We start from the raw sequence: 24,760 nt of genomic DNA, 5'->3' as shown, positions 1-24,760 counted from the left end.
CATGCACTCTGCAATATCGATTAAAAACATATCAAAAAATTATGGCGCGTTACAAGCGCTAGATGATGTCTCTTTATCAATTGAGCAAGGCGAGTTCTTTGGCCTGCTTGGTCCCAACGGGGCGGGTAAGACAACACTGATCTCGATTCTGGCTGGATTAGTTACCGCAGATAGCGGCCATGCCGCCATCATGGGTGCTGATGTGCAAAGTCAGTTTCGTGAGGCTCGCCGAATGCTGGGAGTGGTTCCGCAAGAGTTGGTCTTTGACCCTTTCTTTACCGTAAGAGAGACCTTGCAATTTCAGTCGGGCTATTTTGGTATTCGTAATAACGATGCCTGGATTGACGAGATCATGGCCAACTTGGATCTCACTGGTAAGGCTGATAGCAATATGCGCTCCCTCTCTGGCGGCATGAAGCGTCGAGTATTGGTGGCTCAGGCATTAGTTCATAGACCACCAGTGATTATTTTGGATGAGCCAACAGCAGGTGTTGACGTAGAGCTACGCCAATCCCTCTGGCAATTTATCAGTCGCCTAAATCAAGATGGGCACACCATTGTCCTAACAACCCATTACCTTGAAGAGGCTGAGGCTTTGTGTCAGCGCATCGCCATGCTTAAGCAAGGCAAGATTGTTGCTTTGGACACAACCGCAAATTTACTGAGTCAATATGGTTCAGTGAAAAAAGATGGCGAGGGCAAGACGGATCTCGAAGATGTGTTTGTCAACATCATGTCCGGGGGCGCTCGATGAAGCCCACTTTGAGTAAGCTACCAATCTCATATGGCAGCGGCTTTCCAACCCTCTTGCGAAAAGAAATTAAGCGCTTTTATAAAGTAGCCTTTCAGACGGTTGCGGCGCCAGTACTCACTGCTGTTTTGTACCTGATGATTTTCGGTCATGTGCTTGAGGGTAAGGAAGTGTATGGTCGCCTCAATTACACGGCCTTCTTGATTCCTGGCTTAGTCATGATGAGCGTTTTGCAGAACGCTTTTGCAAATACCTCCTCATCACTCATTCAGTCCAAAGTGACTGGCAATCTGGTTTTTGTCCTGCTGGCTCCTTTTAGCCACCTGGAGTTTTATGCCGCATACGTCTTGGCCGCGGTGTTCCGTGGAATTGTCGTTGGCTCTGGTGTCTTACTGATTACCGCATGGTTCGCTATGCCATCCTTTGAATATCCTTTATGGATCATGGTGTTTGCTCTTTTGGGCGCTGCAATTTTAGGAAGTATGGGTTTGATTGCCGGTATCTGGGCCGATAAATACGATCAATTAGCAGCCTTCCAGAATTTCATCATCATGCCGGCGACAATGTTATCGGGAGTGTTTTACTCCATTCACTCCTTACCAGCAGCATGGCAAGTGGTGTCGCACTTCAATCCATTCTTCTACATGATTGATGGTTTCCGTTATGGCTTCTTTGGGGTGTCAGATACTTCCCCTTGGAATAGTTTGGCAATTGTGGCTTGCTTCTTTGTTGTGGTCTCTGTGATTGCTTTGCGTTTACTGCAAAAAGGCTACAAGCTCAGGAACTAAGTTACATTGAACTTGCCTCAAAATTTGTATTAGAGAATCGTTAAGAAATTAGAAATCAGGAGATTGTGATGTTGCCAACCCCAGGACAAATTGAGGGCTATATTCAGCAAGGCCTCGCATGTACTCATGTGAAAGTTGAAGGCGATGGACAGCACTTCTTCGCGACGATTGTGAGCCCGGAGTTTGAAGGCAAGCGCTTGATTCAGCGTCATCAATTGGTATATGGCGCAATGGGTGATCGCATGAAAGCGGAAGTTCATGCTTTATCAATCAAGGCGTTTACTCCTGAAGAGTTCGCACAAAATACCCCAACATAAAATACGGCATTAGCTTTTTACTGGAATAGATTCATGGATAAATTACGAATGGTTGGCGGCACTCCGCTTAAGGGCGAAGTGGTGATTGCTGGCGCTAAGAATGCAGCGCTTCCAATTTTGTGCGCTTGCTTGCTAACGGACCAACCAATTACTTTGCGTAATGTTCCAGATTTGCAAGATGTGCGAACCATGCTCAAGCTCCTCCAAGAAATTGGCGTGACTGTTGCATTCCCGGATGCGAATGATCGCAATCATGTTGTGCTCAATGCAGCCAATATTAAGAGCTCTGAAGCAACGTACGAGATGGTTAAAACCATGCGTGCTTCTATTCTGGTGCTGGGCCCCTTGCTCGCCAGAATGCATAGCGCTAAGGTTTCTCTGCCAGGCGGTTGCGCCATTGGCGCACGTCCAGTGGATCAGCACATCAAGGGTCTAAAAGCCATGGGTGCAACGATCAAGATTAAGAGTGGCTACATTCAGGCAGAAACTAAATCTGCTACGGGTCGTCTGCAAGGCGCTTCGATCTTGACTGACATGATCACTGTCACCGGCACTGAGAATTTATTGATGGCTGCTACTTTGGCATCAGGCACAACCATTTTGGAAAATGCTGCACGAGAGCCTGAAGTAGGTGACTTGGCTGAGTTACTCGTCAAAATGGGTGCCAAGATTACCGGCATCGGCAGTGATCGCTTAGTGATTGAGGGTGTTGAAAAACTCCACAGCGCAGAACATGCCGTCATTGCAGACCGTATTGAGGCGGGCACATTCTTATGCGCAGTTGCTGCTGCTGGTGGTGAGGTGCTGGTGAAGCACTGTCGCCCAGATACATTGGATGCTGTGATCGTCAAACTCAAAGAGGCTGGCTTAGAAATGGAAGTGGGCCCTGATTGGATTAAAGCTTCTATGAAGGGCCGTCCTAAAGCGGTTAGTTTCCGCACTTCTGAATATCCCGCCTTCCCGACGGACATGCAGGCGCAGCTCATGGCGGTTAATGCGATTGCCCAGGGCAATGCCACGATTACTGAAACGATCTTTGAAAACCGCTTTATGCACGTCCAGGAGATGAACCGTCTCGGGGCTGATATTGCAATTGAGGGCAATACGGCGATAGCGCAGGGTGTGGAAAAGCTTTCGGGGGCTGTCGTGATGGCGACGGATTTGCGCGCATCAGCCAGCTTGGTGATCGCAGGTTTGGCTGCCCAAGGCGAAACCCAGGTTGACCGGATTTATCACTTAGATCGTGGATATGACCGCATGGAGCAAAAGTTGACCCTCTTAGGTGCCAACATTCAGCGAATCAAGTAAGCCTGATGGATAATTAGTCCATGAAGTTAACTTTAGCCCTCTCGAAGGGGCGCATCTTCGAAGAAACTGCTGAGATCTTATCTAAGATCGGTATTCGTCCGCTTGAGGACCCAGAAAAGTCACGCAAACTCATTGTTGAGACATCCAACCCAGATGTGCGCCTCATCATTGTGCGCGCTTCGGATGTTCCAACTTATGTTCAGTTTGGTGGTGCTGATTTTGGAGTTGCCGGTCTGGATGTATTGATGGAAAACGGTACCGATGGTCTGTATGTTCCATTTGATCTGAACATCGCTAAATGCCGTATGTCAGTAGCCGTTAAAGAAGGTTTTGATTATGCTGCCGCCGTAAAGCAAGGCTCTCGTTTAAAAGTCGCAACCAAGTATGTCAATTGCGCGCGTGAGCACTTTGCTAATAAAGGCGTGCACATCGATACGATTCATTTATACGGCTCGATGGAGTTGGCCCCATTAGTTGGTTTGGCGGATGCGATTGTGGACTTAGTTTCCACTGGCAACACCTTGCGCGCTAATGGCTTGGTTGAGGTTGAGCCTATTGCCGATATCAGTGCTCGCCTGGTTGTTAATCAGGCTTCTTATAAGCGTAAGCGCACACAGCTCCAGCCATTCTTTGAATTGTTGAAGTAAAGAACATTCACATGTCAGCGCAAGTCAAAGTCAAACGCCTTAGTAGCAAAGATGCAGGGTTTAAAGAAACCCTGCTCTCTAGCCTTTCTTTGCCAATGGCGGATGATGAGGCAATTGATGCTGCGGTAGTCAAAATTTTGGCGCAAGTTAAAGCGCGTGGGGATACTGCGGTACTGGATTTCACAAAGCAGTTTGATCGCTTAAACGTGGCTAGTGTTACTGAGTTAGAGATTTCTCAAGAGGAATTAAAAAAAGCCTACGAAGGCTTATCAGCCGAACAAAAAAATGCTTTAGATGTTGCCGCGCAAAGAGTGCGCGCGTATCACGTGAGGCAAAAGATCGAAGCGGGTTGTCACTCTTGGGAGTATGAAGAGGCTGATGGCACACGCTTGGGTCAAAAAGTAACGGCCTTAGATCGCGTGGGTATTTATGTCCCAGGCGGTAAGGCGGCATATCCCTCTTCTGTATTGATGAATGCGATTCCCGCAAAAGTGGCTGGCGTCAAAGAAGTCATCATGGTGGTGCCCACCCCCGATGGTGCTCGTAATCCTTTGGTCTTAGCTGCCGCCTATTTATCTGGTGTTGATCGCGTCTTTACGATTGGTGGTGCGCAAGCCGTTGGTGCTTTAGCTTATGGCACGCAGACTATTCCGCCGGTGGATAAGATTGTTGGCCCTGGTAATGCCTATGTAGCAGCTGCCAAGCGCAGAGTTTTTGGTATTGTTGGCATCGACATGATCGCTGGCCCATCAGAAATTTTGGTTCTCTGTGATGGTTCTAGCAACCCAGATTGGATTGCGATGGATTTGTTTTCTCAAGCAGAGCACGATGAGTTAGCGCAATCTATTTTGCTTTGTCCAGACGAGAAATTTATTGAGCAAGTGCAAGCAAGCATTAACAAGCTATTGCCTGAGATGCCGAGAAAGAAAGTGATTGAAGCATCACTTACTAATCGCGCCTTATTAATTCAGGTGAAGGATATGGCTGAGGCTTGCGAGATTGCCAACGCGATCGCTGCCGAGCATTTAGAAATTTGTGCAACTGAGCCACGCAAATGGGCTGAGTTAATTCGTCATGCTGGTGCTATCTTTATGGGTAACTACACTAGTGAATCTCTTGGTGATTATTGTGCAGGCCCAAACCACGTTTTACCTACCGCACGCACTGCACGCTTCTCTTCCCCATTGGGTGTGTATGACTTTATCAAGCGTTCGAGCATGATTGAAGTTAGTGAGGCGGGTGCTCAAACGCTAGGCGCTGTAGCTAGTACTCTCGCACATGGTGAAGGCCTGACGGCTCACGCTCGTGCGGCTGAGATGCGCCTGAAAAAATAAATTCAGAAATAAAAATCTAATGTAGTGAAGCTGGCTTACGAGCTAGCCAGAATTTCTTTCAGAGCTGCAATCAATTCATTTGTTTGATCATCGGTGCCGATAGTGATGCGCAAAAATTCTTCAATCCGTAGTGACTTGAAGTGACGAACGATAATTCCGCGATCGCGTAAAGCTTGATACAGCTTTGCACCGGCATGCTTAGGATGACGCGTAAAAATAAAGTTGGCTGTTGATGGCAGCGTATCAAACCCCAGTGAGGCCAATTCAGAAACTAGACGGTCGCGAGTTTGAATCACTTTTTTGCTTGTGGATTCCAAATGCGCTTGATCTTGTATTGCTGCAATCGCTCCAGCTTGAGCTAAGCGCCCCAGTGGGTAGGAGTTAAAACTATTCTTGACTCGCTCTAGACCTTCAATGAGAGCCGGGTGTCCCACTGCAAATCCAACGCGTAATCCCGCTAGGGCGCGTGACTTGGATAGGGTATGAACAACTAAGAGGTTTTCTGGGCAAGCACTGCCGCGAAGAAGGGGGATGCAGGACTCAGTTCCGTAATCCACATAGGCTTCGTCGATGACCACTACTGAATCTGTATTTCTGCTGAGTAGGGTCTCAATATCTGAGCGCGGAATAGCTCGACCTGTTGGAGCATTGGGATTAGGGAAAATGATCCCGCCATTAGGGGTTTTGAAATTCTCTGTCTGAATTTCATAATTAGCGCCCAGGGGGATAGTTTGATAGTCAATTCCAAAGAGCTTGCAGTAGACCGGATAGAAACTATAGGTGATATCGGGGAACTGAATGGTCTTAGCTTGCTTGAGTAGGCCTAAAAATACGTGGGCTAAGACCTCATCAGAACCATTTCCTAAAAACACCTGTTTAGTGTTTAGGCCATGTAAATCAGCGATGGCCTGTTTAAGGGCTAGCCCTTCAGGATCTGGGTAAAGCCTTAAATCATCCGTATTTTGCTGATTTATGGCGGCTAGGGCCTTGGGGGAAGGGCCGTAGGGACTCTCATTCGTATTGAGCTTTACCAGCCGCTCCATTTGCGGTTGCTCCCCAGGAACGTAAGGGGTGAGGGTCTGAACAACGGGGCTCCAAAAGCGGCTCATGAGGGACTCTAGTCAAAAATCAGCAAAAGTGAATAAACGCTAGCAATCAAAATCGGCATTTATATCTGTATTAGGAATGATATTATGAGGCTTCAATCAACACTTCGCCTCGCGGCGCACTGAAGCATGCGGCAAGCCGACGTTACCCGAAACACTTCGGAAACCAAAATTCAAATTGCCATCAATTTAGATGGCACAGGTAAAGCTGAGCTAGCCTCTGGCGTACCCTTTCTAGACCATATGTTGGATCAAATTGCCCGTCACGGCATGATCGATCTCAAAGTGATTGCTAAAGGCGACACCCATATTGATGACCACCATACCGTTGAGGATGTGGGCATTACCCTGGGTCAAGCATTTGCAAAGGCAGTTGGCGATAAAGCGGGTATTACTCGCTATGGCCATTCTTATGTGCCTTTGGATGAAACCCTTTCGCGCGTAGTGATCGACTTTTCTGGTCGTCCAGGCTTGGAGTTCAATGTTCCGTTTACCCGTGCACGCGTGGGTGACTTTGACGTGGATCTCAGCATTGAGTTCTTCCGTGGTTTTGTAAACCACGCCGGAGTCACTTTGCACATCGATAACTTACGTGGCATTAACGCTCATCACCAGATTGAAACTGTGTTCAAGGCCTTTGGCCGTGCATTGCGCATGGCTTTGGAGTTGGATCCACGCGCTTCCGGTGTTGTTCCTTCCACTAAGGGCAGCCTCTAATCTAGAAAATTTCTAGTATTGAGTAGAAGACTGTCAACAAACTACAGAACATAGGCTAACAATTGGCGCAAACCATTGCGATCGTTGATTACGGAATGGGCAATCTCCGTTCTGTATATCAAGCCTTTCATCATGTGGCTCCCGATGCCAATGTAGTGATTGCGCATACTCCTGAAGAAATCATCTCTGCAGAGCGCGTAGTACTTCCAGGTCAGGGTGCGATGCCCGATTGCATGAAGCATCTCGAAGAGTCTGGCTTATTGGAGGCGCTGCTAGATGCCGCCAAAAATAAACCCCTTTTAGGTGTTTGCGTGGGTGAGCAAATGTTGTTTGATCAAAGTGCAGAAGTACGAACAAGCGCTAATACCGCCTGGACACCTTGCTTGGGATTGATTCCTGGTGAAGTTCGGCGTTTTGAATTGGCCGGCAAATTACAGCCAGATGGCTCTGCGTACAAAGTGCCCCATATGGGTTGGAATCAAGTGCGCCAGGATCGCCAGCACCCAATATGGGATGGCATTCCAGATTTGACCAGTTTTTATTTTGTACACAGCTACTATGTTGTGCCGCAGCGCAAAGAAGATATTGCAGGCTCAACTGAATATGGCGATTGGTTTACTTCTGCGGTTGCAAGGGATAATATTTTTGCAACGCAATTTCATCCAGAAAAAAGTGCAGAATACGGATTAAAGCTCTACAAAAATTTTGTTTCTTGGCAACCTTAATACTTTTCTAACCTACCGCTATGCTGCTGATTCCCGCGATTGACTTAAAAGATGGCCACTGTGTTCGACTCGAACAGGGTGACATGGATAAAGCCACTATTTTTTCTGAAGATCCAGGGGCAATGGCTGCGCATTGGATCAGTAAGGGGGCGCGTCGTTTACATCTTGTCGATTTGAATGGTGCATTTGCTGGCAAGTTGAAGAATGAATCTGCAATCAAATCAATTTTGAAGGCAGTAGGTGATGAGATTCCAGTTCAATTGGGTGGTGGCATCCGCGATCTCGAAACGATTGAACGTTTGTTGGATGACGGCATTAGTACGGTGATTATTGGCACTGCCGCTGTAAAGAGTCCTGGATTTGTGCAAGATGCTTGCACCGCTTTTCCTGGCCACATCATGGTGGGCTTAGATGCGCGTGATGGCAAGGTAGCAACAGATGGTTGGAGCAAGATTACGGGTCATGAAGTGATCGATCTTGCTAAGAAGTTTGAAGATTATGGTGTTGAAGCAATCATCTATACCGACATTGGTCGCGATGGCATGATGAAAGGCATCAACATGGATGCTACAGTTAAATTGGCGCAAGCTATTCGGATTCCGGTAATTGCCAGTGGTGGCCTATCTAATAACCAAGATATTGAAGCCTTGTGTCAAGCTGAAGGTGAAGGCGTTATGGGTGTCATTGCTGGACGCTCAATTTACGCTGGTGATTTAGATTTAACCGTAGCGCAAAGATTTGCTGATGAATTAACACTCAAGTTCGCCAAGAAAATTATCTAGATTGCTGATCAGTGCTAACTAAAAGAATTATTCCTTGCCTTGACGTTACGGCAGGGCGCGTTGTTAAAGGCGTGAACTTTGTAGGTCTGCGTGATGCAGGTGATCCGGTAGAGATCGCAAAACGCTATGACACTCAAGGCGCTGATGAGCTCACCTTTTTAGACATTACAGCCACATCTGATGGACGTGATCTCATATTGCACATCATTGAAGATGTTGCCTCTCAAGTATTTATTCCTTTGACTGTTGGCGGCGGCGTGCGTGCAGTAGCGGATGTGCGTCGTTTACTTAATGCGGGTGCTGATAAGGTCAGCATGAACTCTTCTGCAGTAGCGAATCCAGATTTAGTTTCTGATGCGGCGGCGTATTATGGTTCGCAGTGCATCGTGGTTGCCATTGATGCTAAAAAAACTGAAGCGGGTAATTGGGAAGTCTTTACCCATGGCGGTAGAACTTCGACTGGTATGGATGTAGTGGCATGGGCTTCTGAAGTTGCTAAACGTGGCGCTGGAGAAATTCTTCTTACAAGTATGAATCGCGATGGTAGTAAAGATGGTTTTGATCTTGAGCTAACTGCAGCAGTGAGCGATGCCGTGAGCGTTCCAGTAATCGCCTCTGGCGGCGTGGGTAATTTGCAGCACTTGGTTGATGGCATTACCAAAGGCCATGCTGATGCAGTTCTAGCAGCCAGTATTTTTCATTATGGTGAATACACTGTTGGCCAGGCAAAAGAATATATGGCAAGCCAAGGTATCCCCGTTCGTATTTGAGCCAAGATAGATCTACTGAAAGATTCATACGAATGACCATGAAAAATACCTTTACCCCCATCGAATCCTTGGAAGCTGGCGTATGGTTGGATACTGTCACTTGGAATGATCAAGGTCTAGTTCCGGTAATCGCCCAGGAAGTGGGTAGTAAAGATATCTTGATGATGGCCTGGATGAATCGCGATGCTCTATTGGCTACTTTGCGTTTGGGGGAGGCCGTGTACTGGACTCGTTCAAGACAAAAGCTGTGGCACAAAGGTGAAGAATCCGGGCACACCCAAAAAGTTAAAGAAATTCGCCTTGACTGTGATGGGGATACGATTTTGCTCATGGTTGAGCAAAAAGACGGTATTGCTTGTCATACTGGCGAACATAGTTGCTTCTTTTTGCGCTGGGATTCCGGTAAATCCGCTTGGGTAGATGAGTCCAAGACTCACAAATAAGACCCTCTTAGTCTTTCGGGCAATAAAAGACATAAAATCACTTTATGACTAGTCCAGCACAAAACCCTTCCAATTTAGACTCCGCCTTGGCTCATCTGGCCGATGTGGTGGATCAGCGACGCGATGCTTTTAAGGCTGGTGAGGCAGATCCTAAGACCTCTTACACTGCTTTGCTTTTTTCTAAAGGGGACGATGGAATCCTCAAGAAGATTGGCGAAGAGGCTACCGAAGCCGTCATGGCAGCCAAGGATGCGCGTAATTCCAATCTAGCCCCTGAGCAGCAAAAACTCTTGGTGGGCGAGATGGCTGACCTTTGGTTCCATTGTTTGATTGCGCTTTCCCAGTTTGGCTTGCGCCCAGAGGATGTTGTCGCTGAGCTCAATCGTCGCCTGGGCACCTCAGGCATCGAAGAGAAGGCAGCCAGAAAAGCTTCTGGCAAAGAGTAAATTCAGAAAATTCCCAATAATTCATCAAAACTAGAGGCGAAAGCGTGAGCCACGATCCGAATTGCTTGTTTTGCAAAATTTCTAAAGGTGAAATCCCGTCCCAAAAGGTATACGAGGATGAGGAAATTTACGCTTTTAAGGATATCAACCCAGCTGCGCCGGTTCATTTCTTAATGATTCCTAAAAAACATATTCCCATGCTGGAGTCTGCAGAAGTGGTGGATGCGCCTTTGCTAGGTAGAATGATGGAATTAGCACCGCGTCTCGCCAAGGAGCAGGGTTGCCGTCCTGGAAAAGATGGTGGCTTTAGATTGGTTGTGAATAATGGTGCAGATGGTGGGCAAGAGGTTTATCACTTGCACTTGCATGTGATGGGCGGTCCGCGCCCCTGGAAAAAATAGTCCAAGGAGATTAAAAATGGGTTCATTTAGCATTTGGCATTGGTTAATTGTTTTGGTCATCGTGATGTTGGTATTCGGTACCAAAAAATTGCGCAATATCGGCTCTGACTTAGGTGGCGCCGTTAAGGGCTTTAAAGATGGCATGAAAGCACCTGAGGGAGCTGAAGAGTCAAAAGAACAAATTCAGAGTGCTGCTGCATCAACAGAGAAAACTGTGGATGTGCAGGCAAAAGACGTAAACAAGTAATTTCAGATTTAAATAATGCGCAGCTGCAATGATTGATCTCGGAGTTTCAAAGCTTGCACTCATTGCAGTAGTTGCACTGGTGGTGGTTGGTCCCGAGCGTCTTCCAAAAATAGCCCGTATGGCGGGTAATTTATTTGGAAGAGCGCAGCGATACATGGCCGATGTGAAGTCTGAAGTGAGTCGGCAGATGGATGTAGAGGAGTTCAAGAAGCTTCGCGAAGAAAGCGTCTCCGCCTTTAAGGATGTCGAGAACTCAATTCAGTCTACTGTTCAGGAGGCCGGAGCAAACCTCAGCGATCAGGCGGATATCTTTGAAAATAATTTCACGAGAGAACCTCTTGATGAAAAAGAGGTGCTGCAAAAATCAATACGCCAAGGTCGTAAGAGTTGGGGTGTGAGGCGCGCAGCAAGACCTGTTTGGTTCAAGCGCTCTACCGGTTTGCGCACAAGGGTTCAGTCTGGCGCTGCGCGCATGAAGCGCTTTCATCACACCGCTGGCAAATAAGCCAAAAGAAAATTAAAAACCTTTAACAATGACTCAAAATAATTCAACTGAAGATTCAGGTTTGCAAGAATCTTTCTTGTCTCATTTATTTGAGTTACGTGATCGCATCATTAAGTCCGCTATAGCAATTATTGTGGTGTTCGTTTGCCTTGTATATTGGGCCCCTGATATTTTCCATTTGTTTGCACAGCCATTGCTTCAGGCATTACCCGCTGGCGGCAAGATGATCGTCACTGATGTTACGGGTTCATTCTTTGTCCCCATGAAAGTTACCATGCTGGTTGCTTTCTTAATTGCCTTGCCGGTGGTGATGTATCAGTTATGGGCATTCATTGCCCCAGGTCTTTATCAGCATGAGCGGAAGTTGATCGTACCTTTGGTAGTAAGCAGCTACAGCTTATTTATCTTTGGAATGGCATTTGCTTACTTCTTGGTATTTCCAACCGTATTCCAGTTCATGGCTAGCTATAACGCACCCCTAGGTGCGGAGATGTCGACAGACATTGATAACTACCTCAGCTTTGCAATGACCACATTCTTAGCTTTTGGTATTACCTTCGAGGTGCCAGTAGTCGTGGTTGTTTTGGTGCGCATGGGTATGGTGCCGCTACAAAAACTCAGAGAGATTCGCCCTTACGTGATCGTTGGTGCTTTTGTGATTTCAGCGATTGTGACTCCGCCAGATGTACTCTCGCAATTACTGTTGGCGGTGCCAATGAGTCTGCTCTATGAGCTCGGACTCTTGATTGCACGATTCTACGTTCCAAATCCGTCAGATCATGATGCTGATACAACAACAGGTTCGGATTCTCAAGCTACTGTTTGATCTGCTGAGAAGGTGGCGCTGAGCCATTCCGTGACCCGATCAAATCGATAGCGCCTTTGTCTTAAATTACCCTCCAAGTCTGATTCGCTACTTGCAAAAACTTTTCCCGCTGCAAGTAAAGAGCGACGCTGCTGAGTGGTATCAATTTGAATCAATCTAGGCAGTATCTTGGGTAACTCGTGGCGAATATCTACCACCACACAATGCTCATGTTGTAGTTGGCCCACTTCGCAAAGCAATAACTCAGCTTTACTGAGATTAAATTGATTGGCAATGATCAGTCGGTGACAAAGTAAAGCCCACTCTTCATCTAACTTGTGTTCGGCGTGATGGTTTAAAGCGTTTTCAGCATAAGTCGCCAATTCAAACCAATCATTGTTCTTTGGGCTAGACACATTCTCTAAAATTTTCCCAAGCAATTCCTTTGCTTCGGGCACGCCTTGTTGATGCGCTTGCCAAATCCAATAGGAGGCCTGAAGCCCGCGAACCTTTTCTTCAGTCCTTTCGCGTTTGCGCCACAGATTGGCGCCTTTCCGAAACTGCGCCTGCGCATGACCTAGGTCTGCAGCTCGATCAAAGCAGCGATCACTCTCGCTAGCGTTGTATCCAGAAAACTGAGGACGACGGTAAATCTCACCAAGTGCAAACCAGGCATCTCGATCACCATCTTTCGCTGCAAGCTCTAACCAGTAGGCTGCTTTCTTTAGGGAGGCGTTCGATTTGCCGCCGCCCGCCCCAATCAAGTCTTTCTCATCAGAGCCTACTTCATCGAATTGCGCTAGACGCAAACCTAGGGTGAGCTTTGCAATCGTTAGACCAAGTTCCGCTGCCTGTATTAGCGCCGCCTCATTCTTTTCTGAGATCCAAGCATTCCAGAGAGAGGAGAGTGCCTCATCTTTTGGTTGTAGCTTGATGAGCAACTCCTTGGCGGAATTGGTAAACGGAGTCTCTGACTTAGAAAGTTCTAGTAGAAATTCTTTAGCTGTTTTTTGGAGCGAAGAAAAATCACGCTCGCCATTCTGCTTGGAAATCCAAGTAATGATTTCCGTCTGCAACTCTTTTTTATTTGGATCAAGTAATAACTCTGCGAGTTGCCATTGCACGGCGTAACTTGCAGAAACATTTGCTTGGGCTAGCTTCCAAAACAACTCCCATCCGAAGGAGAAGGCGGGCGAGTTCAGGGTTGCGGCGAGCGGAACTGATGAAACGTGCTCAAACATCGCCAGCATTTCTGGGTTCGTCGCGTTAATCTCAGAAATCTCCGCATCACTTGAAGTAGTAGCGCTAACTAGCTGATTTTTAAGTGATAAATAGGATTTTTCTAACCAAATCAAGGCATTAGCAGGTTGTATGGGGGTTTTAAAGGCCCCCGTCAGATAAGCTGAAGCTAAATTTTGTTGCGCAGAAACGTCACCAATGCGAGCTAATTGGAGGATTTTTAGGAATTCACGGCTTGCCATATGACAATTTTGGCATCCAAGGGCCTAAAAAGACAGAAATCAAAGCCCTTGTTGCCCTGATACAACGAAGAAAGCCAAAAAACTGCCTTTTGACAAGCAAAAAGAGCTCCTAAATACCCTTACCCCTAGTCTAGCTGGGCAAAACAAGCAAAATTCGTAAGTCCCAGTTTTATTTGGGCATTACTTTCAATTTATGGAGATTTAAAGAATGAAAAAATCGCTATTCGCAATCGCTGCAGTAACAGCATTTGCTGGTGCAGCTCAAGCTCAGTCATCAGTGACTGTTTATGGTATTTTGGACGTTGGTTATGTTGGTACAAACTTGCGCCTCCCAGCAACTTCAACAGCGGGTGCATACAAACAATCAAGCAATACATTGGGTCAGTCAGCTGAGTCAACTTCACGTCTTGGTTTCAAAGGCACTGAAGATTTAGGTGGCGGTACAAATGCATTCTTTACAGCTGAATTCCAACTCTACCCACAAGACGGTAGCTTGTCAGGTTCCGCTCTTTCAAGCGTCACTACTGGCACTTCAGCAAACAGTTATGGTGGTTTGCAAAACCGTCAAACTTTCGTTGGTTTGAGCAAAAAAGGTATTGGCCAGGCAGCAATTGGTACTCAGTACACTCCAATTCACGTTGCTGTTGGTAAAACTGACCCAGGTCAGCAAAACAACATGGTTGGTAGCGTAATTTACCCAGCTAACGGCTCTGGCACAACAACTGGCGCTTACACAGTTCGCTCAAACAATGCTGTTACAGCGCAGACTGAAGTTATGGCTGGTTTTCAGGCATCAGCAATGTATGCAATTAATAACCAAGATCGTACACAATACGATACAAATTCAACGGCTGCGAGCGCTGGTGGTAATACAAACAATACTGGTTGGGGCCTTGGCTTGAACTACGGCTGGAATAAGTTGTTTGCAACTGCAAACTACCAGTCATTTAAGAGTGAAAATAACACTGGTGTTGCATCAATACCTGCTGGCTCTGCCAACTACGGCTCTAACGTAACTGATAACCAAACTTATGTTGGCGCAACTTATGACTTCGGAATCTTGAAGGCATATGCTGGTTGGGTAAACCGCAAGGCAACTTCAGCTTTGGATAGCAATAACTTTGCTAAGCGCTCTGGTCAGCAAATCGGTGTTCGTAGCTTCATTACGCCAACTATTGAAGGTTGGGCAAACATTGGTAATGGACGCTACACAAGTTTTGGTGCGGGTTCACCAACATCTAACTTTAATTCATGGCAGTTAGGTACTAACTACTTGTTGAGCAAGCGTACAAACTTATACGCTATCTATGGTTCAACATCAACAAGCTCTTCTACAACTACACCGTTGCTTCCTTCAGGAACATCGGCTGGTGCATCACAGTATGCAGTGGGCGTACGTCACACTTTCTAATTTAGCGCTAGCGTAAGCTAGTTGATGATTAGTTTGGTATCAAATTAACCCACTGTGGCAACACGGTGGGTTTTTTCTTAATCTATTCAAAGGTGGATATTAATGAAATACTTTTCAATAGCCTTATTGACCCTCACATTATCGGGTTGTCTAGCTAGTACAAAATCTCCAGTTGGCGTGTCTTGCGATTACAGTCAAGGTAAACCAATGTGGGAGATGCCGCTTATCTGTCAGCCTAACGGAGGCTAGTCAAGCAGTCTTTTGGTAAAAGGGTGCAAGGCTTCATCCTATAAATAAAATTTATTTCTTCAGGCTATCCCTGATCTCTCTTAGCAAGACAATATCTTCTGGTGTTGGCGGTACTGGTGGCGCATCAATCGCTCTTACCCTATTCACAACTTTGACCATTTGGAAAATCACAAAAGCCAGCAAGATAAAGTTAATAGAAATGGTGATGAAGTTACCATAGGCAAAAATTGGCACCCCAGCTTTTTTGAGCGCATCAAAAGTTCTAGGAACCCCCTCTGGAATTTTGCCCATAACAAGAAATAGATTGGTGAAGTCAATATGACCTCCTAAAAGGGTTGAAATCACTGGCATGACTATGTCATTTACCAGGGAATCTACGATTTTCCCGAAGGCTCCCCCAATGATCACACCCACCGCTAAATCAATGACATTACCCTTGACTGCGAAGTCCCGAAATTCCTTTAAAACAGCCATAAATGCCTTTCTTTTAAATTAGATTGAGATTAACTCAAGATTAACCCCATAACTTACTTGCATACCCCACTTTTTACTTTAAAATCTTACCTTTAAGCAATTTCCACCTATAAATGCTCTATCGAGGAATTTTGTAAATGAGTGACAAGCCCTGTATGGACAAGGATCGCCGTAACTGGTTGATCGCTACTTCAGCGGTTGGAGGCGTTGGTGCAGCCGCAGCCCTTTACCCTTTTGTGGACAGTTTTCAGCCTTCTGAGCGCGCTAAGGCCGCTGGAGCTGCTGTCGAGATCGATATTGCCGGCATGCAGCCAGACGAAATGCGCATGGTTGAGTGGCGCGGTAAACCGGTTTGGGTGGTGCGTCGCACGCCTGAGCAAGTTGCCGAGCTATCTAAAATTGACTCCGAGCTGGCAGACCCTGATTCTTTAAGGGATCCGGCCCAATTTACTCCCCCTTATGCTCAGAACCAATGGCGTTCAATTAAGCCTGAATACCTGGTAGTAGTGGGCATTTGTACGCATTTAGGCTGCTCTCCTACGGCGAAGTTTGAGGCGGGCGCTCAGCCTTCTTTGCCAAATACTTGGCCCGGCGGCTTCCTTTGCCCATGCCACGGCTCTACATTTGATATGGCAGGCCGCGTATTTAAAAATAAACCAGCCCCAGACAATATGGAAGTACCGCCACATATGTATTTGAGCGATACCAAGATTCTGGTTGGCGAAGATAAGAAGGCCTAAGGAGAGATAAATGGCATTTCACGAAAAAGAAGTCCCGGCAGACGCTCCTGTAGCCCAGAAGGTCTTGGCTTGGGTTGACTCGCGTTTCCCCCTTACATCCTCGATTAAAGCCCATTTAACCGAGTATTACGCCCCTAAAAACCTCAATTTTTGGTATTTCTTTGGCTCTTTGGCCATCGTTGTGCTGGCATTGCAGATCATCACCGGCATTTTTTTGGTAATGAACTATAAGCCTGATGCTACTAAGGCTTTCGAGTCTGTTGAGTACATCATGCGCGAAGTACCATGGGGTTGGTTGATTCGTTATTTACATTCAACGGGTGCCTCAATGTTCTTCGTGGTGGTCTATTTACATATGTTCCGTGGTTTGATCTACGGCTCATATCGCAAGCCACGTGAATTAATTTGGGTATTCGGTTGCGCAATTTTCTTGTGCCTGATGGGCGAGGCGTTCTTTGGTTACTTGCTTCCATGGGGCCAAATGTCCTACTGGGGCGCTCAAGTGATTGTGAACTTGTTCTCTGCAATTCCTTTGATTGGTCCAGACCTGTCTTTATGGTTACGCGGTGACTACGTCGTTGGTGATGCAACACTGAATCGCTTCTTTGCATTCCACGTGATTGCAATTCCATTAGTGCTTATTGGTTTAGTAGCTGCCCACATCATTGCATTGCATGAAGTTGGTTCAAATAATCCAGATGGCGTTGAAATCAAAGAAACTGTAGATGAAAAAGGTATTCCGCTAGATGGCATTCCTTTCCATCCTTACTACACCGTACACGATGTATTTGGTTTGGGCGTTTTCTTGATGGTGTTTGCTTGCATCGTATTCTTTGCTCCAGAGATGGGCGGTTACTTCCTCGAGGCAAATAACTTCATTCCTGCAAATCCATTTGTAACTCCAACGCACATTGCACCGGTTTGGTATTTCACGCCGTTCTACTCTATGTTGCGTGCGACTACCTCAAACTTCTTGTTGCCGCTGTGGATTTTCTTGGCAGTGATTTTAGGAATGTTTGCTATCAGCACTAAGGATATTAAGGTTAAAGGCGCCTGTGCAGCTATCGCCTTGATTTTGGCTGCTGGCTTCTACGCATTTGATGCGAAGTTCTGGGGTGTTGTAATTATGGGTGGTTCAGTTGTGATCATGTTCTTCCTGCCTTGGTTGGATCATTCACCAGTAAAGTCCATACGCTATCGCCCACAATTTCATAAATATATCTATGGTGTATTTGTGGTGAGCTTTGTGATTTTGGGTTACCTGGGTATTGAGCCGCCATCACCAGTATTTGAAAAGATTTCTCAGATTTGCACTATTTATTATCTGGGCTTCTTCTTGGCAATGCCGTTCTGGAGCAAGCTTGGTACGTTCAAGCCAGTTCCAAAGCGCGTTACTTTTAAGTCCCATTAATTCAGACACCCGAGAAATTAGGAACTAGTATGAAACGAATTCTGCAAACTTTGATGGGCGTCTGCCAAGCAACTGTTTTAGTTGCTGCCCTAGGCCTTGGCGTAAGTGCTAATGCTAATGAAGGCGGCTTCCCATTAGATGCGGCACCAAACCGTGTGAGCAACAATGCCTCATTGCAAAACGGTGCCAAGTTATTTGTAAACTATTGCTTGAACTGTCATGCAGCTTCAAGCATGCGTTACAACCGTATGCGCGATATCGGTTTGACGGACCAGCAAATCAAAGATAACTTGATTTTGACCGACGCTAAAGTTGGCGATCTGATGACGATCTCCATGACGCCAAAAGAAGGTAAAGCGTTCTTTGGTAAGACTCCTCCTGACTTATCTGTAGAGGCACGTGCACGTGGTACGGATTGGCTTTACACCTATTTCCGTACCTTCTACAAAGACGATGCGACTCCAACTGGATGGAACAACTTGGTATATCCAAACGTTGGTATGCCACACGTTCTTTGGCAGTTGCAAGGCGAGCGTGCCGCAAAGTTTGAAGAGCGCAAGGATCTGCATGACGAGAGCCGTACAGAAAAAGTATTCGTAGGCTTCGAGCAATTGACGCCTGGAACTATGAAGTCACAAGAGTATGACGACAACATTGCCGACTTAGTTGCATTCATGTCTTGGATGGCTGAGCCAGTTCAGCTCGAGCGTAAGCGTCTCGGTGTTGTAGTGCTCATCTTCCTGGCAATCTTTACATTGCTGGCATGGCGCTTGAATAAGGCTTATTGGAAAGATATCCACTAAGTCAGAGTCATAAGAGATTTAAAGTCGCAGTTGTTAGTGCGTTTGTTGTATTGAAGTAGATTTTTAAGGAAATAAATTTATGATGGTGTTGTACTCGGGCACAAACTGCCCATTCTCGCAACGCTGCCGTTTGGTGCTTTTCGAAAAAGGCATGGACTTTGAGATCCGCGATGTGGACTTGTTTAACAAGCCAGAAGACATCTCGGTTATGAACCCTTATGGTCAAGTTCCAATCTTGGTTGAACGTGACTTGATTTTGTATGAGTCAAACATCATCAATGAATATATTGATGAGCGTTTCCCTCACCCACAATTGATGCCGCCCGATCCAGTTGCTCGCGCACGTGCACGCCTCTTCCTCTTCAACTTCGAGAAAGAGTTATTTGTGCACGTTGCAGCCTTAGAAAATGAAAAAGGCAAAGCAGCGGAGAAGTCTCATGAAAAAGCGCGTTTAGCTATCCGCGATCGCTTAACTCAGCTAGCCCCTATTTTTGTTAAGAACAAGTACATGTTGGGCGAAGAGTTCTCGATGCTTGACGTTGCTATTGCTCCCTTGTTGTGGCGTTTAGAGCATTACGGTATTGATCTTTCTCGTAATGCTGCTGCCTTATTAAAGTACGCTGAGCGTATTTTCAGCAGACCTGCTTACATTGAGGCTTTAACGCCTTCAGAAAAGGTAATGCGTCGCTAAGCGACTCATTCTCAAGCTGGCAAGATAAGCATGTCAGATAACCCAAGCAACAAACCCTACCTAATCCGTGCCCTACATCAGTGGTGCACGGATTATGGTTTTACGCCTTTCATGGCTGTATTTGTGGACTCTAGCGTTGAAGTGCCAATGGAGTTTGTGAAGAATGATGAAATCGTTCTTAATCTTTCCCTTGAGGCCTGCCATCAGTTGAATCTAGACAATGACTGGATTAGTTTTCAGGCAAGATTCGGCGGGGTTCCGAGAAAAATCATGGTTCCCGTAAGTCACGTGCTAGCTATCTATGCCCGGGAAAATGGCCAGGGAATGTCCTTTCCTTTTGATATTAGTCAGACTAGTACGCCGAAGGATATAAGCCCTGAGGCTGCCCAAAAGCCAAAAGCTGGCAGACCTTCCTTGACGATTGTGAAATAGGTTAAAATAATATCCGTTGCCCCTTTAGCTCATCTGGTAGAGCAACTGATTTGTAATCAGTAGGTGGTCTGTTCGAGTCGGACAAGGGGCACCAAATTTCTAATTTGCCTCACTTCTTGTGAGGCATTTTTTCTGCGAGAGACAAGAATGCTCAACCAAGATCAAATTGCGTTAGAAAAAAATAAGCAAGCTTGTAGTTGGTTCGGGTCGTACGGAATAGTTCCTCATCTAGCAGGGGTGGTTAACGCAAAAAAAATATTGGAAATTGGCGTTGCCTACGGCTACCATGCTGATTTTATGTGTACTGTTTTGCCTGGTATCACCTATGTAGGGGTAGACCCATTTCAAGCAAATTACGACCCAAATGATATTTTTTGCTATGACGTGCAAAGACTTTTTGATGCCGTAGACTCTCAGAATGCCATGGATCGCCTTTTTAATGCCGTGTCATCCAATCTTAAAAAATTCCAGGGTAGAGCATCATTAGAGAAAAGTCATGGCTTGCTGCCGATCAGTTTCAAGATGAGAGTTTTGATCTTGTGTATATCGATGGTGATCACACGTACGAGGGCGTTGTGAAGGATCTAGCGGCTTGGTATCCAAAGGTTAAAAAAGGTGGAATTATTTGTGGCGACGACATTGGATGGCCGGGAGTAAAAAAAGCTGTTGATGAGTTTTTTATAAGACTCAATAAGGAATATCAGATAATTTCAAAGAATGGATTTGAGAATATGCCAGCTTTTTATTTCGTTGTGGATTGAGTAGGGAAAAATGTCCAGAGGAATCCTGTCAATATACTGGGGTGATGAATCTAAATTGCCTATTGAGCGCCTAAAAGCCTCTGTCAAAAAATTTCACCCCGAGCTTCCCCACGAGATTATTAAGATTGAGGCCCTGGGCGGGGACCCAAGAAGCTTGAATCTAAAAGCTGGAATGCTTGACCTGTCTCCATTTGATGAAACCTTATTTCTAGATCTTGATACTGTGGTGATGGGAAGGCTTGATTTCGGGTTTGAGAAGGCGAGGATTTTTGGAATGGCAATAGCGATTTGCGAGGCTCCATGGGGCAAGCGTTATCCAAAAATATTCACGGGCGACGAGGTTGAGTACAACACGGGCGTTATATTTTTTACTAAAAAAGCTAAGGCAGTTTTTGATTGCTGGAAGGAGTTAGCTGGAACTATTGACTCTTCTATTTTGGGGGTTAATGACCAGGGTATTTATACGATGCCTGCCAATGATCAGGGTTCATTTGCATCGGCAATTGAACATACTGGTTTTAACCCATTCGTGTTGCCGTTAAATTGGAATTTTAGGCCCATGTGGCATCGAAGCTTCTTCGGCCCCATCAAAGTTTGGCATGATTATAGTGACCCACCTCTATTTTTTGAGGAGCTCAATACTTACTATTCGAACAAAGATTCCATTATTCAATATCACCAGGGTTAAGTTTCGCTTTGAAAAATTTACAAATTATTAGCTCTCCCGATTCATTGAATGGCGCTTTAGAGGCTTGGTTTATCCAGAATGAATTGTTTGCTGGTGCGCCATATACCTTCGGGGTGGATCCGAGTCAGCTAGACTGCCCTGTAGTGGTGTATTTGGAATTAAATCAGATTAATGTTGACCTCATTCGCCACATTAAATCTTTTGGAAAAAAGGTGGTTTTATATCATATGGGGGGAGAAAAGTTAGATAAAGACATTTCCGCATATGCTGAATGTGATTTGGTGGTGCGCAATTACTACTTTCCAGACATCATTAATCGGAAGAGTTTTAACGGGAAGATTTTGTGGGCACCGAACGGATTTAAAACTGGAGTGGGGCCAAGGGAATCCAGCGCCCTTAAGTCCTCATTGCATCGCCAGTCTATAGCCTCATTCCTTGGTTGGATCAATAATGCCGGCTCATATAATAATGAGCGTGCCAGCTTTGCGGGACCTGCTACTGCATGTGGCGAGAATTTATATTTAATGCCCTCGAATGGTTTTGCAGGTGGATATAACGTAGGCCTATATTCAGCAATCATGGAGGATAGTATTTTTGCGCCATGCCCATCGGGAAATAATCCTGAAACCATTCGTTTGTATGATGCGCTAGAGCTAGGTTGCATCCCAATCTCACTGGCGCATGATTTTCTCTTCTCTAAGGATGCTTTAGCCTCGATTGGCGCAGTCCCATTTCCCATCTTGGGGTCATGGTCAGAGTTGCCCGAATTTTTAGAAAATATGAAGGCTAAGGCCCTAGCCAATCCAAGTGAGATATTGCATCTTCAGCTAAGCTGTATTAATTGGTGGGCACAATTTAAAACAGCTATTCAGAATCAAATTTCCGAGAAAATTCAGGCTTTATAAATCTACTTTGAAAGATTTACTGCCTTGGTTTCTGGCAGGAAAATCAGGCCAACAAGCGCAGCGGCACCTAAAAAGACTGTCGGATACCAAAGCCCCGCTAGATCGCTTACCCATTCTTGATTTAACCAGGTAACAATGAGTGGGAGAAGTCCGCCTATCCACCCAGCTGCTAAGTTATGCGGAAGTGTGGCCGCACTATTTCTAGTTTTTGCGGGGAAGAGCTCTGCAAGTAGAGCTGTTTGTGGGCCAACTACCAGTGCCAAAATTCCTGATAGGCCAATGAGAATCATGGCTATTAATGCTGTTGAGTGGCTATTTTTTTGTAAAAAATGAAATGCTGGCAGTATTAGCGTGGCGCCTAAGATTAGGCCGCTGACAACTACAGGTTTTCTGCCAATCTTATCTGAGAGCCACCCTGCAAATACTGTAAGGGGTAGTAGTGCAAGCGTTGCATAAACACTCAATTGATTTACTAATTGAGGAGCCAGTTTTACAGTTGTCTTGAGAAAGATTGAGGTGTAGACCTGCACACAGAAAAACAGGATCGCCCCGCCTGCAGAGACGCAAAAGCAGAGCAGAAACATTTTCTTTCTGGTTTCTGGGTCTTTGAAGTTATCCCTTAAGGGGCTTTTGGATTGAGTCTCTGTTTTACTTAATTGCAAATAGATTGGTGTTTCCTCTAGAGCCATTCGAGCTTTAAATGCAAGCAATAGCAGGATGAGCGAAATCCAAAATGGAACCCTCCAGCCCCAGGATAGAAATTCTTCTGTCGTAAGCCAATTTTGAAGCAATGCAATTTGCAATGTTGAAACCAAGATACCAAGCGGTCCCATGAGTTGCAAGAAGCTGGTCTTAAAGCCGCGATTAGAGTCGCCAGCATGCTCTGTAAGGTAAACGGCACTTCCGCCAATTTCTCCACCCGCAGAGAGGCCTTGAAGCAGTCTTAGGCTTACTAGCAGTATGGGCGCCCAGATGCCAACTTGGCTATAAGTTGGTAAAAAGCCTACGCAGACTGTGGCAATACCCATTAGGGTGATGGTGATCATAAAGACGGGCCTACGACCAATGCGATCGCCAATGCTGCCGAAAATAGCGGCCCCAATGGGCCTCACTACCATTCCAACCCCAAAGGTTGCCAGGCTGGCTAAGAGACCTGTGCTGGGATCGCTCGATGGAAAGAAGAGGGGTCCAAAAACTACCGCCAGTGTGGCAAATGTTAGAAAGTCATACCATTCTAGAAAGGTACCAAAACAGGCCGCAATTGCTACCTTTTTATAGGAATGCGATGAAGCTTTTGCGTCTGACATGCTGATATCAGTCAATTTTTTATTCAGTATCTGTAGACGATTCAATCAGTGGCGCAGATAGATTTTTGCTGGGTTTAACGCCAAGCTCACGCACCTTCTCGGCAGTACGAATGAGATTGCCTTTGCCAGACTTGAGTTTATTGAAAGCATCGTGATAACTCGTTTGAGCTTGATCTAATCGTTGGCCTAATTTCTCAAGATCATCTACAAAGCCAACAAACTTATCGTAGAGGGTGCCACATTGTTTAGCAATTTCAAGTGCATTGCGATTTTGTGAGTCTTGACGCCATAAGTGGGCAACCGTACGCAGCGTAGCCATTAAGGTGCTTGGGCAAACCAGCACAATATTTTTAGCTAAGGCCTCTTGATAGAGGTTTGGTGCCGTCTTGAGCGCCAATAAGAAAGCGGGCTCAATCGGGACAAACATCAATACAAAATCTACTGAACCAATGCCATATAAAGAGCTGTAGTTTTTGCTTGATAAGCCTTGAATATGTTGGCGTAGAGACTGAATGTGTGCAGCCAGTTCTTGCTCTGCAATGACTGGATCAGTTGCTTCAGCATGGCGTGAATACGCAGTAATAGAAACCTTGCTATCAACAACAAGACTTCTGCCCTCTGGCAGCTTAACGACTACGTCTGGTTGTAAGCGTGAGCCATCGGTTTGTGTATGACTATCTTGAACCAAATACTCCTCACCTTTTCGGAGGCCTGAAGACTCGAGAATGGACTCTAGAACTAACTCACCCCAATTGCCTTGGACTTTGGAGTCGCCTTTGAGTGCTTGAGTTAGCGAGCGCGTTTCATCAGACATGCGTAGGTTGAGATTGGCAAGACGCTCGATCTCGCTCTTAAGTGCAAAGCGCTCGCGCGCTTCATTGCCATAAGAGGTGTTTACTTGCTCTTTAAATTCTGAAAGCTTGGTTTGTAGTGGCTTAAGTAGGGCATCTAGATTGGCAACATTCTGTTCGGTGAAACGTTTTGATTTATCTTCCAAAATTTCATTGGCTAGATTTTTAAATTGACTAGTCAACGCCTCTTTGGCTTCATTCAGAGACTCAATTCTTCCTAAGCCCTGCTTACGCTCAGAATCTAGTGCGGCCTCAAGGCGGATAGCATTCTGTAGCGCCTGATCACGCTCTGCGCGAAGGCTGGTGGCTAATGCAGTATCGGTTTGATTCTGTTGCTCAGCACGACTGAGTGCGGAGCGCAAATTCAGTGCATATACTAAAAGGCCTGCACATAAAGCCAATGGCAGGCCAAACAGAAGCAGAGAGCTTAAATCAAAAGTCACAAATTCAGTCTATGAAAGCTG

General features: G+C 45.9%; 31 protein-coding genes and 1 tRNA gene. 27 read left to right on the top strand and 5 right to left on the bottom strand.

What is annotated here, in order from left to right; translation table 11 throughout:
* The first annotated feature begins 1 nt into the window (after position 1).
* The 6 genes from ICN11_RS05550 to hisD all read left to right on the top strand — a co-directional run bounded on the left by ICN11_RS05550 (position 2) and on the right by hisD (position 5,145).
* Positions 2–754, top strand: a complete 753-nt coding sequence (locus ICN11_RS05550; RefSeq protein WP_216229530.1) for an ABC transporter ATP-binding protein — start codon at positions 2–4, stop codon at positions 752–754.
* Positions 751–1,539 (top strand): ABC transporter permease, encoded by a 789-nt coding sequence (locus tag ICN11_RS05545; protein ID WP_216229529.1) that lies wholly within the window; start codon positions 751–753, stop codon positions 1,537–1,539. The genes ICN11_RS05550 and ICN11_RS05545 overlap by 4 nt, the downstream gene beginning before the upstream one ends.
* A 68-nt stretch (positions 1,540–1,607) precedes the next feature.
* The gene (locus ICN11_RS05540; RefSeq protein ID WP_216229528.1) at positions 1,608–1,856 is read left to right on the top strand and encodes a BolA family protein; all 249 of its coding nucleotides are present in this window, start codon (positions 1,608–1,610) and stop codon (positions 1,854–1,856) included.
* Positions 1,857–1,889: 33 nt separating this feature from the next.
* Positions 1,890–3,164, top strand: a complete 1,275-nt coding sequence (gene murA / locus ICN11_RS05535; protein WP_216229527.1) for a UDP-N-acetylglucosamine 1-carboxyvinyltransferase — start codon at positions 1,890–1,892, stop codon at positions 3,162–3,164.
* A gap of 20 nt (positions 3,165–3,184) precedes the next feature.
* Entirely contained in the window at positions 3,185–3,811 is a 627-nt protein-coding gene (gene hisG / locus ICN11_RS05530; RefSeq protein ID WP_216229526.1) for an ATP phosphoribosyltransferase, read from the top strand.
* Positions 3,812–3,822: 11 nt separating this feature from the next.
* Positions 3,823–5,145 carry a histidinol dehydrogenase gene (gene hisD / locus ICN11_RS05525; RefSeq protein WP_216229525.1) on the top strand — a complete coding sequence of 441 codons (1,323 nt, stop codon included), beginning with the start codon at positions 3,823–3,825 and terminating at the stop codon, positions 5,143–5,145.
* 35 nt (positions 5,146–5,180) lie between these two features.
* On the opposite strand, the gene hisC is transcribed toward hisD, so the two are convergent.
* On the bottom strand, positions 5,181–6,254 hold the full coding sequence (gene hisC / locus ICN11_RS05520) for a histidinol-phosphate transaminase (protein WP_216229524.1): 1,074 nt from the start codon (positions 6,252–6,254) through the stop codon (positions 5,181–5,183).
* 126 nt (positions 6,255–6,380) lie between these two features.
* On the opposite strand from hisC, the gene hisB reads away from it, so the two are divergent.
* From hisB to tatC, 10 genes are all read left to right on the top strand, one after another.
* On the top strand, positions 6,381–6,968 hold the full coding sequence (gene hisB, locus ICN11_RS05515) for an imidazoleglycerol-phosphate dehydratase HisB (protein WP_216229523.1): 588 nt from the start codon (positions 6,381–6,383) through the stop codon (positions 6,966–6,968).
* Positions 6,969–7,030: 62 nt separating this feature from the next.
* The gene (gene hisH / locus ICN11_RS05510; protein ID WP_216229522.1) at positions 7,031–7,693 is read left to right on the top strand and encodes an imidazole glycerol phosphate synthase subunit HisH; all 663 of its coding nucleotides are present in this window, start codon (positions 7,031–7,033) and stop codon (positions 7,691–7,693) included.
* Between the two features lie 20 nt (positions 7,694–7,713).
* Positions 7,714–8,475: a 1-(5-phosphoribosyl)-5-[(5-phosphoribosylamino)methylideneamino]imidazole-4-carboxamide isomerase gene (gene hisA, locus ICN11_RS05505; RefSeq protein WP_216229521.1), complete on the top strand. Its 762-nt coding sequence runs from the start codon at positions 7,714–7,716 to the stop codon at positions 8,473–8,475.
* An 11-nt stretch (positions 8,476–8,486) separates the two neighbouring features.
* A complete protein-coding gene (hisF, locus tag ICN11_RS05500) occupies positions 8,487–9,245 on the top strand; it encodes an imidazole glycerol phosphate synthase subunit HisF (RefSeq protein ID WP_216229520.1) in 759 nt (252 codons plus the stop codon).
* 38 nt (positions 9,246–9,283) lie between these two features.
* The gene (hisI, locus tag ICN11_RS05495; RefSeq protein WP_216229519.1) at positions 9,284–9,688 is read left to right on the top strand and encodes a phosphoribosyl-AMP cyclohydrolase; all 405 of its coding nucleotides are present in this window, start codon (positions 9,284–9,286) and stop codon (positions 9,686–9,688) included.
* 44 nt (positions 9,689–9,732) lie between these two features.
* Positions 9,733–10,134, top strand: coding sequence for a phosphoribosyl-ATP diphosphatase (locus tag ICN11_RS05490; RefSeq protein WP_216229518.1), 402 nt, complete (start codon positions 9,733–9,735; stop codon positions 10,132–10,134).
* 44 nt (positions 10,135–10,178) lie between these two features.
* Complete coding sequence (locus ICN11_RS05485) at positions 10,179–10,535, top strand: HIT domain-containing protein (protein WP_216229517.1); 357 nt, start codon at positions 10,179–10,181, stop codon at positions 10,533–10,535.
* A 16-nt stretch (positions 10,536–10,551) separates the two neighbouring features.
* Positions 10,552–10,782 (top strand): Sec-independent protein translocase subunit TatA, encoded by a 231-nt coding sequence (tatA, locus tag ICN11_RS05480; protein ID WP_216229516.1) that lies wholly within the window; start codon positions 10,552–10,554, stop codon positions 10,780–10,782.
* Between the two features lie 28 nt (positions 10,783–10,810).
* On the top strand, positions 10,811–11,287 hold the full coding sequence (gene tatB, locus ICN11_RS05475; protein ID WP_216229515.1) for a Sec-independent protein translocase protein TatB: 477 nt from the start codon (positions 10,811–10,813) through the stop codon (positions 11,285–11,287).
* 28 nt (positions 11,288–11,315) lie between these two features.
* A complete protein-coding gene (tatC, locus tag ICN11_RS05470; protein WP_216229514.1) occupies positions 11,316–12,113 on the top strand; it encodes a twin-arginine translocase subunit TatC in 798 nt (265 codons plus the stop codon).
* Here the strand turns inward: tatC and ICN11_RS05465 are convergent.
* The gene (locus ICN11_RS05465) at positions 12,098–13,573 is read right to left on the bottom strand and encodes a tetratricopeptide repeat protein (RefSeq protein WP_216229513.1); all 1,476 of its coding nucleotides are present in this window, start codon (positions 13,571–13,573) and stop codon (positions 12,098–12,100) included. The two genes, tatC and ICN11_RS05465, sit on opposite strands and share 16 nt — an antisense overlap.
* Positions 13,574–13,781: 208 nt before the next feature.
* On the opposite strand from ICN11_RS05465, the gene ICN11_RS05460 reads away from it, so the two are divergent.
* Positions 13,782–14,984: a porin gene (locus ICN11_RS05460; RefSeq protein ID WP_216229512.1), complete on the top strand. Its 1,203-nt coding sequence runs from the start codon at positions 13,782–13,784 to the stop codon at positions 14,982–14,984.
* A 300-nt stretch (positions 14,985–15,284) separates the two neighbouring features.
* Here the strand turns inward: ICN11_RS05460 and mscL are convergent, their stop codons facing one another.
* The gene (gene mscL, locus ICN11_RS05455; RefSeq protein WP_216229511.1) at positions 15,285–15,707 is read right to left on the bottom strand and encodes a large conductance mechanosensitive channel protein MscL; all 423 of its coding nucleotides are present in this window, start codon (positions 15,705–15,707) and stop codon (positions 15,285–15,287) included.
* A gap of 137 nt (positions 15,708–15,844) precedes the next feature.
* On the opposite strand from mscL, the gene petA reads away from it, so the two are divergent.
* From petA to ICN11_RS05405, 10 genes are all read left to right on the top strand, one after another.
* A complete protein-coding gene (petA, locus tag ICN11_RS05450) occupies positions 15,845–16,447 on the top strand; it encodes a ubiquinol-cytochrome c reductase iron-sulfur subunit (protein ID WP_216229510.1) in 603 nt (200 codons plus the stop codon).
* A 10-nt stretch (positions 16,448–16,457) separates the two neighbouring features.
* Entirely contained in the window at positions 16,458–17,858 is a 1,401-nt protein-coding gene (locus tag ICN11_RS05445) for a cytochrome bc complex cytochrome b subunit (protein WP_216229509.1), read from the top strand.
* Positions 17,859–17,887: 29 nt separating this feature from the next.
* Positions 17,888–18,661 carry a cytochrome c1 gene (locus ICN11_RS05440; RefSeq protein ID WP_370623604.1) on the top strand — a complete coding sequence of 258 codons (774 nt, stop codon included), beginning with the start codon at positions 17,888–17,890 and terminating at the stop codon, positions 18,659–18,661.
* Between the two features lie 79 nt (positions 18,662–18,740).
* Positions 18,741–19,352 carry a glutathione S-transferase N-terminal domain-containing protein gene (locus tag ICN11_RS05435; protein WP_216225766.1) on the top strand — a complete coding sequence of 204 codons (612 nt, stop codon included), beginning with the start codon at positions 18,741–18,743 and terminating at the stop codon, positions 19,350–19,352.
* Positions 19,353–19,382: 30 nt separating this feature from the next.
* The gene (locus tag ICN11_RS05430) at positions 19,383–19,784 is read left to right on the top strand and encodes a ClpXP protease specificity-enhancing factor (RefSeq protein ID WP_216229508.1); all 402 of its coding nucleotides are present in this window, start codon (positions 19,383–19,385) and stop codon (positions 19,782–19,784) included.
* 18 nt (positions 19,785–19,802) lie between these two features.
* Positions 19,803–19,878, top strand: a tRNA-Thr gene (locus ICN11_RS05425).
* A gap of 53 nt (positions 19,879–19,931) precedes the next feature.
* Entirely contained in the window at positions 19,932–20,363 is a 432-nt protein-coding gene (locus ICN11_RS05420) for a hypothetical protein (RefSeq protein WP_216229662.1), read from the top strand.
* Positions 20,324–20,545, top strand: a complete 222-nt coding sequence (locus tag ICN11_RS05415; protein ID WP_216229507.1) for a class I SAM-dependent methyltransferase — start codon at positions 20,324–20,326, stop codon at positions 20,543–20,545. Before ICN11_RS05420 ends, ICN11_RS05415 begins: the two co-directional genes overlap by 40 nt.
* Before the next feature lie 10 nt (positions 20,546–20,555).
* On the top strand, positions 20,556–21,233 hold the full coding sequence (locus ICN11_RS05410) for a hypothetical protein (RefSeq protein ID WP_216229506.1): 678 nt from the start codon (positions 20,556–20,558) through the stop codon (positions 21,231–21,233).
* A gap of 8 nt (positions 21,234–21,241) precedes the next feature.
* Positions 21,242–22,138 (top strand): glycosyltransferase family 47 protein, encoded by an 897-nt coding sequence (locus ICN11_RS05405; protein WP_216229505.1) that lies wholly within the window; start codon positions 21,242–21,244, stop codon positions 22,136–22,138.
* Positions 22,139–22,140: 2 nt separating this feature from the next.
* On the opposite strand, the gene ICN11_RS05400 is transcribed toward ICN11_RS05405, so the two are convergent.
* Together ICN11_RS05400 and rmuC are read right to left on the bottom strand one after the other, a co-directional pair.
* Positions 22,141–23,445 carry an MFS transporter gene (locus ICN11_RS05400; RefSeq protein ID WP_216229504.1) on the bottom strand — a complete coding sequence of 435 codons (1,305 nt, stop codon included), beginning with the start codon at positions 23,443–23,445 and terminating at the stop codon, positions 22,141–22,143.
* A gap of 19 nt (positions 23,446–23,464) precedes the next feature.
* On the bottom strand, positions 23,465–24,739 hold the full coding sequence (gene rmuC / locus ICN11_RS05395) for a DNA recombination protein RmuC (RefSeq protein WP_216229503.1): 1,275 nt from the start codon (positions 24,737–24,739) through the stop codon (positions 23,465–23,467).
* Positions 24,740–24,760 lie beyond the last annotated feature (21 nt).

The sequence above is a fragment of the Polynucleobacter sp. 78F-HAINBA genome, assembly GCF_018882325.1.
Taxonomy (GTDB): Bacteria; Pseudomonadota; Gammaproteobacteria; order Burkholderiales; family Burkholderiaceae; genus Polynucleobacter.
The sequence above is the reverse complement of the archived record's forward strand: the minus strand, read 5'-3'. Positions and strand labels throughout refer to the sequence as shown.